This is a genomic window from Streptomyces sp. NPDC002825, from assembly GCF_040295385.1.
In the GTDB taxonomy this organism is placed as follows: domain Bacteria; phylum Actinomycetota; class Actinomycetes; order Streptomycetales; family Streptomycetaceae; genus Streptomyces.
Genome location: NZ_JBEOVH010000015.1, coordinates 134,123 through 146,740 on the forward strand (window position 1 = coordinate 134,123; position 12,618 = coordinate 146,740).

Consider the following 12,618-nt stretch of genomic DNA (forward strand, 5'->3'; position numbering starts at 1 on the left):
GGTAGATTGTTCTCTGTCGCCGCGACCAGCAGAGATGCGGGAGCGCGGCAGGCTACCGGTCCGGGTGGCGGAATGGCAGACGCGCTAGCTTGAGGTGCTAGTGCCCTTTATCGGGCGTGGGGGTTCAAGTCCCCCCTCGGACACAGGAAAAACACCATGTGGTGGTCGGGATCATCCCGGCCACCACATGGTGTTTCCGCGTGTCGTCACGGGGCCCGGCTCTCCGGGGTGGCGACCCTGGCCGAGGCGGACGTCCGGCGGCTCCTGAAGGAGTACCACTGGGTGCCCGCCGACGAGCCGCCGACCGTCCCCGGCGGCATCACGCCCAAGGTGCCCAAGGGCGCGGAGTGGCGGACGAGCGAGGAGTTCTCCGCCGAGGTCACCCGGAACGTCCACACCGCTTCGTTCCCTCTCGATCCCCGCGCCCGGATCGTAGTCTTCGCCGCCGTCAATCCGACGCCGGCGCAAGGCTCCTGAACCACGCGGACCCGGACGAAAATGCTTGGACCGGGAGAGCTCCGGCGCGGGAGACTCCTTTTGCTCACCTTCGGTACCACATCACAGGGTTGGGTATGGGATCACCGCAATCGCACGAAGGTTCGCCGGACAAGGGCTCGGTACTCCTCGCACTCCGCTTCTATCTACGGGAACTGCTCCGCCTCCGATGGCTGACGCTTCCCGCTCTCCTGCTGCCGGCTCTCGGCAACATCGGCATCAACTACATCGCCCCGCTGGTCGTCGCCAAGCTCGTCGGTCACATCGCCGGCGACGGCACCGGTGGGGGGCTCGGTCCGCTCCTCCCCTACGTCCTCGTCTTCGCCGGCGTCCTGCTCCTCGGCGAGGCACTGTGGCGCGTCGGGCTGCACTGCCTGAACCGCCTCGACGCCCGTGGCATCGAGAACCTCTACGTCATCGGCATGGACGAACTCTTCGCCAAGGACGCCGCGTTCTTCCACGACAACTTCGCGGGATCGCTGACCAAGCGGGTCCTCAGTTTCGCCTCCCGCTTCGAGGAGTTCGTCGACACGCTGACCTTCTCGGTCATGGGCAGCTTCGTGCCCCTGCTGTTCGCGTCGGTGGTGCTCTGGCAGTACGACCCGCTGCTCGTGGTCGGTCTCCTGGTCCTCATCACCGTCACCGGCGTCGGCGTGGCCCCACTGATCCGGCGCAGGCAGGCGCTCGTCGCCCAGCGGGAGCAGGCCATCGCCCGGGTCTCGGGACACGTCGCCGACAGCCTCACGAACATGGACACCGTCCGGTCCTTCGGAGCCGAGAAGCGCGAGGCCGCCGAGCACCGGTCCCGCGTCGCGGAGTCCCGGCGGCTCACCCTGCGCTCCTGGGACTACGGCAACCTGCGCATCGACACGCTCGTCGCTCCGATGTCCGTCCTGACGAACGTCCTCGGACTCGTCCTCGCCGTCACCCTCGGTGGCGGACAGCACGGCGTGGAGGCCGTCATCGTCGCCTTCACGTACTACGCCAACGCGACCCGGATCATGTTCGAGTTCAACCAGATCTACCGGCGCCTGGAGAGCTCGATGACGGAGGCCGCGCAGTTCACCGAACTCCTCCTCGACGAGCCGACCGTCCTCGACCCGGAATCCCCCGAACCCCTCCGGCCCGAGGACGCCCAGGTGCGCTTCGAGAAGGTGACCTTCGCCCACGCGGGCGCGAAGCCGCTCTTCGAGGACCTCGACCTGGACGTGCCCAGCGGAGCGAAGATCGGATTCGTGGGCCGGTCCGGCGGCGGCAAGACCACGCTCACCCGGCTGCTCCTGCGGATGACCGACATCGACGGCGGCCGGATCACCATCGGCGGCCAGGACATCAGCAGGCTCCGGCAGGCCGAACTGCGCAGCATGATCGCGTACGTGCCGCAGGACCCCGCGATGTTCCACCGCACCCTCCGGGAGAACATCGCCTTCGCCCGGCCCGACGCCACCGACGCCGAGATCCGGCGCGCGGCCGAGGCGGCGCACGTCACCGAGTTCGCCGACGCGCTCCCCGACGGCTTCGACACCATGGTCGGCGAGCGCGGCGTGAAGCTCTCCGGAGGCCAGCGCCAGCGGGTCGCACTCGCCCGCGCGATCCTGCGCGACGCGCCGATCCTCCTGCTCGACGAGGCGACCAGCGCCCTGGACTCCGAGAGCGAGGTCCTGGTCCAGGACGCGCTGTGGGCGCTCATGGCCGGACGCACGGCGCTCGTGGTGGCCCACCGGCTCTCCACGGTGGCCACGATGGACCGGCTCGTCGTCCTCGACCGCGGACGGATCGTCGAGCAGGGCACGCACCAAGAGCTGCTCACCGCCGAGGGCGCGTACGCGAGGCTGTGGCAGCACCAGTCGGGCGGCTTCCTCGACGACAGCCCGGCGGGGGCGGGGGTGCGCTGAGGGCGGTGGGCCCCGGGGGCGTCGGTGTGCGCCGGCGCCGGTCCTGTCGGGGGCCGGCGGGCGCCGGCCCCCCGGGGTTGTCCACAGGTCGTCGCGGGCGGGGCCGGGGTGTCGGTGCGGGCGGCTAGGCTTCAGAAATGGTCCTTTCCGACGCCTCTGCCGCTCTAGACACTCCTGCCGCCCCCGACGCCTCCGCCGAGATCTCCGACGCCGCTCGGGTGCTCCACCGTGTCTTCGGCTACAGCTCCTTCCGCGGGGAGCAGCAGGAGATCATCGAGCAGGTCGTCGGCGGCGGCGACGCGCTCGTCCTGATGCCGACGGGCGGCGGCAAGTCGCTCTGCTACCAGATCCCGGCCCTGGTCAGAGCGGGCACGGGCGTCGTGATCTCGCCCCTCATCGCCCTCATGCAGGACCAGGTGGACGCGCTCAGGGCGCTCGGGGTGCGGGCCGGCTTCCTGAACTCGACACAGGACCCGTACGAGCGGCAGGCCGTCGAGCAGGCGTTCCTCGCGGACGAGCTGGACCTGCTCTACCTGGCCCCGGAGCGGCTCCGCACCGAGGGCACCCAGCGGCTGCTCGACCGCGGCACGGTGTCGCTCTTCGCGATCGACGAGGCGCACTGTGTCGCCCAGTGGGGCCACGACTTCCGGCCCGACTACCTCGCCCTCTCCATGCTCCACGAGCGGTGGCCGAAGGTGCCGCGGATCGCCCTGACGGCGACCGCCACCAAGGCCACCCACGCCGAGATCGCCAAGCGGCTCGGTCTGGAGGAGGCCCGGCACTTCGTCGCCGGCTTCGACCGGCCGAACATCCAGTACCGCATCGTCCCGAAGAACAACCCGCTCAAGCAGCTCCTGGAGCTCATCAGGACCGAGCACGACGGGGACGCGGGCGTCGTCTACTGCCTGTCGAGGGCCTCCGTGGAGAAGACGGCGGCGGCCCTCGTGGAGCACGGCATCGACGCCGTCCCGTACCACGCCGGCATGGACGCCCGGACGCGCGCGGCGAACCAGGCCCGCTTCCTCCGGGAGGACGGGATCGTCGTCGTGGCGACCATCGCCTTCGGCATGGGCATCGACAAGCCGGACGTACGCTTCGTGGCCCACCTCGACCTGCCGAAGTCGGTCGAGGGCTACTACCAGGAGACCGGCCGCGCCGGCCGCGACGGGGAGCCGGCCACGGCCTGGCTGGCCTACGGCCTCCAGGACGTCGTCCAGCAGCGCAAGCTCATCGACGGCTCCGAGGGCGACGAGACGCACCGCCGCTCCCTCGCGATGCACCTGGACGCCATGCTCGCCCTCTGCGAGACGGTCGACTGCCGCCGTGTGCGGCTCCTGGAGTACTTCGGCCAGTCCGGCGATCCGTGCGGGAACTGCGACACCTGCCTGACGCCGGGCGAGTCCTGGGACGGGACCGTCGCCGCCCAGAAGCTGCTGTCCACGGTGTGGCGGCTCGCCAAGGAGCGGCGCCAGAAGTTCGGCGCCGGGCAGATCATCGACATCCTCCAGGGCAAGCGGACCGCCAAGGTCATCCAGTTCGACCACGACCAGTTGTCGGTGTTCGGCGTCGGGTCCGACCTGGGCACCGCCGAGTGGCGCGGGGTCGTGCGCCAGCTCCTCGCGCAGCGGCTGCTCGCCGTGGAGGGCGACTACGGGACGCTCGTGCTGACCGAGGACAGCGGCGAGGTCCTCGGCGGACGCCGCCAGGTCCCGATGCGCAAGGAGAAGGCGCCCGCCCCGGCCCGCAAGGAGTCCGCGGCCCGCTCCGGCAAGGGCGCCCGCGTGCCGGTCGATCTGCCCGCGGCCGCCGTGCCGGTCTTCGAGGCCCTGCGCGCCTGGCGGGCCGCGACGGCCCGCGAGCAGGGCGTGCCGGCGTACGTCGTCTTCCACGACGCGACGCTGCGCGAGATCGCGACCCTGATGCCCGCCACGGTCGCGGAGCTCGGCACCATCGGCGGTGTCGGCGAGGCCAAGCTCGGCAAGTACGCCGAGGGCGTCCTCGAGACCCTGGCGCAGTCCGGCGGCGCCGCGACGGACACGGCAGCCGAATCCGCGACTCAGGCTCCCGCGCGTGCTGCCACCGCGCCCGCCCCGGGCGCTTCCCGGGCCGAGGCGCCTGCTGCTGTCGCGCCGCCGGTGCACGACGCCGGGCCGTTCTACGACGAGGAGCCGCCGTTCGACCTCGACGAGCTCGAACCGCCGTGGGACGAGGACGAGTAGCCCGGGAGGCATTCCGGTTGCCGGAGGCCGTGGCGGAGCGGTCCGCCACGGCCTCCGGCACCACGGCCGTGTCACTCGGGCTGCGGCGTGAGGCGCCGCAGGCCCCGGCGGTCGTAGTAGTGCGTCATGCCGAAGCCGAACGCCAGGGCCCCCACCGTGCCGACCGCGATCATGATCCAGCCCCGGGCGAGGCCCGCGTCGGCCCGGGCGTCGAAGTACAGGATGGACCGGACGCCCGAACTGAGCTGGTGCATCGGCTCGAAGATGCCCAGGAAGCGGTAGAAGGCGGGGGTGGCCTCCAAGGGCACGGTCGCGCCCGAGGAGGGCAGGGCCAGCGCGATGAAGATGAACATGGACACGAGCTGGCCGATGCCACCGAAGGCGGCGTTGATGGCCTGGACGCCCAGGCCGACGGCGACCGTCGCGCAGTAGGAGAAGAGCCACAGCATCGGCAGGTGGTCGGCGTCCATGCCCAGGATGCCGATCGTGGCGACCATGACGAGCGTGGTGGTCAGGAGCGAGATCCCCGCGGTCATCAGCATCTTGAGGACGAGCGTCTGGGTGCGGCTGATGGGAACGGTCGGCCGGCGGGTGTGCCAGGGCCCGAGCTCGCTGTCGGCGTAGCCGAGCGCTGTGTCGACGCCGGCGTTGACGAGGTTTCCGCCGATGAAGCCGCCCAGGACGAGCAGCAGCGTGTAGTAGAAGGCGGTCAGGCCCAGGCCGCTGTGCCGGCCGATCGGATGGCCGACGCGGGTGGTGACGGCGACGGGGTCGGTCAGGAGCAGCCGGGTGGTCGGTACGTCGGCCGTGGCCGAGAGCTGTCTGCCGATGGTCAGCGAGGCCTGGTGCGCCGCGCCCTGGTTGATCTGGGCAGCCAGTGACGAGCCCAGGCTGCCGAGACCGGGGTTGGTGAGGACGGTGAGCGTCGGGCGGACCGTCGCCCGGTTGGTGGCCAGCGCGGCGACGGTCGCGGTGAAGTCCTTGGGGACGACCAGGGCGCCGAAGACCTTGCCCGAGGCCAGGGCGTCCTGCGCCTGGGCCGTGCTGTCGAACCGGTGCCAGTCGATGGTGGTCTTCGAGGAGCCGACCGTGGCGACCGAGTCGGTGATCTGCTTCCCCAGGTTCTCCGACTGGCCCGGCAGCGGACGGCCCTCGTCCTCGTCGACCAGGGCGATGGGCAGCCGGTCCAGGTGGTCGCTCGGGCTGAGGATGCCTCCCATGTAGAGGAGCGAGAGCAGCAGCGACACCAGACAGCACAGGACGGTCGGTACGAGCCACAGCTTGGCGTGCCGTACGAGCGCGGAGGCACGGACCTGAGGGCCTGGGCCTGGACCGGGGCCGGGTTCAGACCCGGGCCCGGGCCCGGGTTCCGAAGCGTTCGGGGGGATCGCGGAGGTCATGGGGCCATCGTCGGCGGCCCGCCCCTCGATCCGGGCATTTCGGTCGCCCATGCGGGTGGGCGTGTCGGACGTGGCCCCGGTTCCGCTCCGATTGCGGAGGCCGGGGCGCCGGGTTTGAGTGGGCAGGACCCCCTTTCGCGCTTTCAGGAGCTGCCATGTCGATGGCGTTCGGTTCACCCTTCGGTTCGTCGGATCCGTTCAGCGACCTGTTCGACCGCTTCTTCGGAATGTCGCCCGCGTCCTCGCCCCCGGCGGTGCAGCGCGTGCCCATCGGACGGCTGCTGACGGAGTCCTCCCACGAACTCCTGAACACGGCCGCCCGCAAGGCCGACGAGGACGGCAGCTCCGACCTCGACACCGAACACCTCCTGTGGGCCGCGACCCAGGTCGAGCCGACCCGCCGGCTGCTCTCCCAGGGCGGCGTGAACCCCGACAAGCTCGCCGACCAGCTCGCCCAGGTCCTCCCCCGGGAGTCCGCCGAGCCGTCCGCCCAGCCCGGACTCACCCCGGCGGCCAAGCGGACCCTGGCGACCGCCCACGCCTACTCACAGGCGGCGGGGGTCTCGTACATCGGCCCCGAGCACATCCTCAGCGCCCTCCTCGGCGACGCCGACTCCGGCGCCTCCCGCTTCCTGCGGGCCGAGGACCTCGACGTGAAGAAGCTGCGCGGCCTCACCGACCAGGCCGCCCGCCCGGAGCAGGGCGGCGCCCCCGCCGCCGCGAAGCAGCCGGCCACGACCCTCGACGAGTACGGCCGGGACCTGACGGAGGAGGCGAGGGCGGGGAAGCTCGACCCGGTCGTCGGGCGGGCCGAGGAGATCGAGCAGACCATCGAGATCCTCTCCCGCCGCTCCAAGAACAACCCCGTGCTCATCGGCGAGCCCGGCGTCGGCAAGACCGCCATCGTGGAGGGCCTCGCCCAGCGGATCGTCGCGGGGGAGGTGCCGGACACCCTCAAGGACAAGCGGGTCGTCTCCCTCGACCTGTCCGGCATGGTCGCCGGAGCGCAGTACCGCGGGCAGTTCGAGGAGCGCCTGAAGAAGGTCATCGAGGACGTCCAGCAGGCCGAGGGGGAGATCATCCTCTTCATCGACGAGCTGCACACCGTCGTCGGCGCGGGCGCCACCGGCGAGGGCTCGATGGACGCCGGCAACATGCTCAAGCCCGCGCTCGCCCGGGGCGAACTGCACGTCGTGGGCGCCACCACCATCGACGAGTACCGCAAGCACATCGAGAAGGACGCCGCGCTCGAACGCCGCTTCCAGCCCGTCCTCATCCCGGAGCCGACCGTCGAGGAGACCGTGCAGATCCTCGAAGGACTCCGGGACGCGTACGAGGCCCACCACCAGGTCCGCTTCGCCGACGGCGCCCTCGCGGCCGCGGCCGAACTCTCCGACCGCTACATCAGCGACCGCTTCCTGCCCGACAAGGCCATCGACCTGATGGACCAGGCAGGCGCCCGCGTACGGCTCCGCAGCGGCGGCCGCTCCACCGAGGTGGTCAGCCGCGAGGACACGCTCGCGAAGCTGCGCCGCGAGAAGGACCAGGCCGTCGCCGCCGAGGACTTCGGGCGGGCCAAGGAGCTCAAGGAGCAGATCGCCGAGGTCGAGGGCGAGCTCGCCGGCATCGAGGAGCGCCGCGAGGGCGTCGTCTCGGTCACGGCGGCCGACATCGCCGACATCGTCTCCCGCCGTACCGGCATCCCGGTCTCGCAGCTCACCGCCAGCGAGAAGGAGAAGCTGCTCAGGCTGGAGGAGGAGATGCACGCCCGGATCGTCGGCCAGGACGAGGCGGTCACCGCGGTCTCCGAGGCCGTGCGCCGCAACCGGGCGGGCATGGGCGACCCCGACCGGCCCGTCGGCTCCTTCCTCTTCCTCGGGCCCACCGGCGTCGGCAAGACCGAACTCGCCAAGACCCTCGCCGAGCTGCTCTTCGGCGCCGAGGACCGCATGATCCGGTTCGACATGAGCGAGTTCCAGGAGAAGCACACGGTCGCCCGGCTCGTCGGCGCGCCTCCCGGATACGTCGGCTACGAGGAGGCCGGCCAGCTCACCGAGAAGGTCCGGCGCCAGCCGTACAGCGTCGTGCTCTTCGACGAGATCGAGAAGGGGCACCCCGACGTCTTCAACACGCTGCTCCAGATCCTCGACGACGGCCGCCTCACGGACGGCCAGGGCCGCACGGTCGACTTCCGGCACTGCGTCGTCATCATGACGTCCAACATCGGCGCCCACCGCATCCTCGCCCACGAGGGCGACGCGGCCGAGCTGAAGGACGACCTGATGGAGGACCTGCGGGGGCGGTTCCTGCCCGAGTTCCTCAACCGCATCGACGACATCATCGTCTTCCACAGCCTCACCGAGGAGGACCTGTCGGAGATCCTCGACCACCTCCTCGACCGGAGCAAGCACCGCGTCCACGCGCAGGGCCTGACCCTGGAGGTCACCGAGGCGGCGAAGAAGCTCCTCGTCGCCCACGGCTACCAGCCGGCGTTCGGCGCCCGGCCGCTGCGCCGCACGATCCAGACCGAGCTCGACAACCGCGTCGCCTCCCTGCTGCTCGGCGGAGAGGCCGACCCCGGCGACACGATCGTCGCGGACGTCATCGAGGACTCGCTGCACTGCACGGTCCGCAGGCACGAGGCCGCGCAGAGCGGCGCCGCCGCCCCCTGACGGCCGCTCGTACGGACCTCCCGGGAGCTCAGCGCGGTACGGAGTCTCCCGGGAGCCTGTCCAGGGCGGCGGCGACATCGGTGCGACCCGCGACCTCCCGCAGCGCGCGGGCCATCACGGACTCCGGCTCGCGCACGACCGTCACCAGACCGACCGGCACCGACCGCGCGGGCTCGGTCATCGGCACCGCCCGCATGCCGTGCGGGACCCCGAAGACGTGCAGCCAGGCGTGCGGCACGATGCCCGCCCAGCGGCCGGTCCGCACATGCGCGAAGAGCGCCGCCACCGAGTCCGTCTCCACCCGCGGCGAGGGCCGCACCCCGGCCTCGGCGAACACCTCGTCGAGGACCCGGCGCCCCTGCATGGTGCCGTTCAGCAGACAGAGCGGCAGCCGCGAGGCCTCCGCCCAGGTCGCCGTCGTCCGGTGCGCCGGGGCGTCGGCCGCGCCGGTCAGGAGCACGTACCGCTCCTCGTACAGCGGCACCGCCCGGACGTTCTCCGGCAGCCCCCTGTGCAGATACGTCACGCCGGCGTCGATCTCGAAGTCCCGCAGCTGCCGCAGGACGTCCTCCGACCGCAGGTCCGTCGCCACCTCCACCGTCACCAGCGGGTGCGCCAGACAGAACGGTTCCGTGAGCAGCGCGACCGCACCCGACGCGGTCGGCACCGAACCGATCCTCATCCGGCCGCTCAGACCCGTACGCAGCGCACCGGCCTCGCTCTTCAGGGCGTCACGGTCGGCCAGGAGCCGCTGCGCCCACACCACGACGCGCTCGCCCTCGGGGGTGAGGCCCTCGTACCGGCGGCCGCGCAGCACCAGCGGGACGCCCAGCTCCTCCTCCAGCTTCCGGACCGCCTCCGAGAGGGCGGGCTGGGAGACGTGACAGGCCTGGGCGGCGCGGGCGAAGTGACGCTCCCGGGAGAGGGCCACGAGGTACTCGAGTTGACGGAACAGCACGTCACGGGTCTACCCGACGGCCCGCCGCGGCGCCAGTCGCCACCGCCGTCACCCCGAACCGGCGGACCCGGTGCCTCGCGCGCAGCCGGTCGCACGGGACGGTTCCAGGCGGATCAGGACACCCTTGGACGTCGGGCAGTTGCTGATGTCGGCGACGCTGTCCAGTGGCACCAGGACATTGGTCTCGGGGTAGTACGCCGCCGCCGAGCCGCGGCTCGCGGGGTACGCGACCACCCGGAAGCCCTCCGCGCGCCGCTCCCGCCCGTCGTGCCAGACGCTCACCAGGTCCACGAGCGCGCGGTCGGCGAGACCGAGGGCGTCGAGGTCCGCCGGGTTGACGAGGACGACCCGGCGGGCGTCGCGGATGCCCCGGTAGCGGTCGTTCGGCGCGTACCAGACGGTGTTCCACTGGTCGTGCGAGCGCAGGGTCTGCAGCAGCAGGTGCCCCTCGGGGACGTGCGGCATGGTGAACGCGTTGCGGGTGAAGACGGCCTTGCCGCTCGGGGTGCGGAAGACACCGTGGTTCACCGGGTTGGGCAGGTGGAAGCCGCCGGGCCGGGCCACGCGCGCGTTGAAGTCCTCGAAGCCGGGCACGACCCGGGAGATGCGGTCCCGGATGATGCCGTAGTCGCGCTCGAACTCCTCCCAGGGGACGGCGGGTTCGTCACCGAGGGTCCTGGCGGCGAGCCGCGCGACGATCGCGACCTCGCTGAGCAGGTCGGGGGAGGCCGGCGGCAGCTTGCCCCGGGAGGCGTGGACGTCGCTCATGGAGTCCTCGACGGTGACGAACTGCTCGACGCCGTCCTGCACGTCACGGTCGCTGCGGCCGAGCGTCGGCAGGATCAGGGCGGTCTCGCCGCAGACGGTGTGGGAGCGGTTGAGCTTGGTGGAGACGTGCGCGGTGAGCCGGCAGCCCCGCATCGCCTCCTCGGTGACCGCGCTGTCGGGGGTGGCCCGTACGAAGTTCCCCGCGACGCCCAGGAAGACCTTGGCGCGCCCCTCGCGCATGGCGCGGATGGCGTTCACCGCGTCCAGACCGTGACGGGCCGGCGGGGTGAAGCCGAACTCGCGCCCCAGGGCGTCGAGGAAGGCCCGCGGCATCCGCTCCCACACGCCCATCGTGCGGTCGCCCTGGACGTTGCTGTGACCGCGCACCGGGCAGACGCCCGCGCCGGGCCTGCCGATGTTGCCGCGCGCCATCAGGAAGTTGACGATCTCGCGGATCGTGGGCACGCCGTGCTTGTGCTGGGTGACGCCCATCGCCCAGCACACGATGATCCGTTCGCTCGCGAGGACCCGCTCGAAGAGTTCCCGGATCTCGTCGCGGCCGAGGCCGGTGGCCGCCAGGACGTCGTCCCAGGAGACCTTGCGGGCGTGCTCGGAGAAGTCGGCGAAGCCGGTGGTGTGCGTACGGATGAACTCGTGGTCGAGGACGGTGCCGGGCGCTGCGTCCTCGGCCTCCAGGAGCAGCCGGTTCAGGGCCTGGAAGAGGGCGAGGTCGCCGCCGGCGCGGATGTGCAGGAACTGGTCGGCGATCGGCGTGCCGCGGCCGATGATCCCGCGGGCCTTCTGGGGGTGCTTGAAGCGCATGAGCCCCGCCTCGGGCAGGGTGTTGACGGCCACGACCCGTCCGCCGTTCCGCTTGGTCTCCTCCAGGGCCGACAGCATCCGGGGGTGGTTGGTGCCCGGGTTCTGGCCCACGACGAACACCAGGTCCGAGTGGTGGATGTCGTCCAGGGAGACACTGCCCTTGCCGATGCCGAGCGTCTCCGTCAGCGCGGAGCCGCTGGACTCGTGACACATGTTGGAGCAGTCCGGCAGATTGTTCGTGCCGTACGCGCGCGCGAAGAGCTGGAGCAGGAACGCGGCCTCGTTGTTCAGGCGGCCGGAGACGTAGAAGAGGGCCTCGTCGGGCGAGTCGAGGCCCTTGAGTTCGTCGGCGAGCAGACCGAGTGCCTCGTCCCAGCCGACCGGCTCGTAATGCGTCGCACCGGGCCGTTTCACCATCGGCTCGGTGAGCCGGCCCTGCTGGTTGAGCCAGTAGTCGGACTTTCCGTCGAGTTCCGCGATCGAGTGCGCGCGGAAGAAGTCCCGGGTGACGCGCCGCGAGGTGGCCTCGTCGTTGATGTGCTTGGCGCCGTTCTCGCAGTACTCGTTCCTGTGCCGCTCGCCCGGCCCGGGCTCCGGCCAGGCGCAGCCCGGGCAGTCGATGCCCTCGGGCTGGTTGAGGTTGAGCAGCGTCAGCGCGGTGCGCCGCGCGGTGGTCTGGCCCAGCGAGTACCCGAGCGCGTGCGTCACGGCGGGAAGCCCGGTCGCCCAGGTCTTCGGCGGGGTGACCTTCAGGTCGTCGACCGGGTCCTCTGTACCGCTCATGCTCTGGGCCGCCTCGTTTTCTCGCGCATTTCGGATTCCCGCCGCAGAGCAGATTCGACCCGTTCCTCGGGGAAGTCAAAGAGATGTTTTCGATGACCTGATAGGTGTGACCTATCGACTGCCTTTCCGGAAATGCTTCTCTGACTTTCGAGGGGAATTCATCGAGGGTGATCGGGTCATGAATTCCCGTCGCCGGCGCCCGTCGGACGGACCGCGGCGCGGCGCCGCGCGGCTGGGGCGCGCACTGTCCCCGAGGGGCGCGCTCGCCCTGCAGAGCGTGGACGGCGCCCTGTCCTTCGGGCGCGGCCCGTCGTCGAGCGCGCCCTCGCGCACGAGGAAGTTCGTCACGCCCTTCGCGGCGCCCCAGCCGGCCGCCGGGTGGTGGTACGGGCGGAATTCCGGTTCACCCTCGGGGCGCGGACCCACCCGGGGTTCGAGCTCGTCCCTGGCGGTGCTCTCGTCCTGGCGCTTCACCCTCTCGCCCTGCGGACGCACACGGACGGCCCCCGTCGGGCAGGCTGAGCCCGCCGTCCGGCGCCTGCCACCCGCCCCGGAGCGCGGCGGTGTGCCGGGCTGCGTACCGGATCATGCGCACCTACGCTGGCG

At 71.5% G+C, this 12,618-nt stretch carries 7 protein-coding genes and 1 tRNA gene; 5 read left to right on the top strand and 3 right to left on the bottom strand.

What is annotated here, in order from left to right; all coding sequences use genetic code 11:
* Positions 1-58: 58 nt before the first annotated feature.
* From ABT041_RS20860 to recQ, 4 genes are all read left to right on the top strand, one after another.
* Positions 59-143, top strand: a tRNA-Leu gene (locus ABT041_RS20860).
* A gap of 85 nt (positions 144-228) precedes the next feature.
* Entirely contained in the window at positions 229-477 is a 249-nt protein-coding gene (locus ABT041_RS20865; protein ID WP_351186483.1) for a hypothetical protein, read from the top strand.
* Positions 478-572: 95 nt separating this feature from the next.
* Positions 573-2,390, top strand: a complete 1,818-nt coding sequence (locus tag ABT041_RS20870) for an ABC transporter ATP-binding protein (protein WP_351186485.1) — start codon at positions 573-575, stop codon at positions 2,388-2,390.
* Between the two features lie 137 nt (positions 2,391-2,527).
* The gene (gene recQ / locus ABT041_RS20875) at positions 2,528-4,609 is read left to right on the top strand and encodes a DNA helicase RecQ (protein ID WP_351186487.1); all 2,082 of its coding nucleotides are present in this window, start codon (positions 2,528-2,530) and stop codon (positions 4,607-4,609) included.
* Positions 4,610-4,680: 71 nt separating this feature from the next.
* On the opposite strand, the gene ABT041_RS20880 is transcribed toward recQ, so the two are convergent.
* Entirely contained in the window at positions 4,681-6,009 is a 1,329-nt protein-coding gene (locus tag ABT041_RS20880) for a YhgE/Pip domain-containing protein (protein WP_351186489.1), read from the bottom strand.
* Between the two features lie 155 nt (positions 6,010-6,164).
* Between ABT041_RS20880 and ABT041_RS20885 the strand changes: the two genes are divergently transcribed.
* A complete protein-coding gene (locus ABT041_RS20885) occupies positions 6,165-8,681 on the top strand; it encodes an ATP-dependent Clp protease ATP-binding subunit (RefSeq protein WP_351186491.1) in 2,517 nt (838 codons plus the stop codon).
* Between the two features lie 28 nt (positions 8,682-8,709).
* Here the strand turns inward: ABT041_RS20885 and ABT041_RS20890 are convergent, their stop codons facing one another.
* The gene (locus tag ABT041_RS20890; protein ID WP_351186493.1) at positions 8,710-9,639 is read right to left on the bottom strand and encodes a LysR family transcriptional regulator; all 930 of its coding nucleotides are present in this window, start codon (positions 9,637-9,639) and stop codon (positions 8,710-8,712) included.
* 48 nt (positions 9,640-9,687) lie between these two features.
* On the bottom strand, positions 9,688-12,012 hold the full coding sequence (locus tag ABT041_RS20895; protein ID WP_351186495.1) for an FdhF/YdeP family oxidoreductase: 2,325 nt from the start codon (positions 12,010-12,012) through the stop codon (positions 9,688-9,690).
* Positions 12,013-12,618: the final 606 nt, after the last annotated feature.

What these genes read in the sequence shown, in the direction of transcription:
- ABT041_RS20870 (WP_351186485.1), top strand. Translation starts at nt 573, where the DNA reads ATGGGATCACCGCAATCGCACGAAGGTTCGCCGGACAAGGGCTCGGTA.
- recQ (WP_351186487.1), top strand. Translation starts at nt 2,528, where the DNA reads ATGGTCCTTTCCGACGCCTCTGCCGCTCTAGACACTCCTGCCGCCCCC.
- ABT041_RS20880 (WP_351186489.1), bottom strand. Translation starts at nt 6,009, where the DNA reads ATGACCTCCGCGATCCCCCCGAACGCTTCGGAACCCGGGCCCGGGCCC.
- ABT041_RS20885 (WP_351186491.1), top strand. Translation starts at nt 6,165, where the DNA reads ATGTCGATGGCGTTCGGTTCACCCTTCGGTTCGTCGGATCCGTTCAGC.
- ABT041_RS20895 (WP_351186495.1), bottom strand. Translation starts at nt 12,012, where the DNA reads ATGAGCGGTACAGAGGACCCGGTCGACGACCTGAAGGTCACCCCGCCG.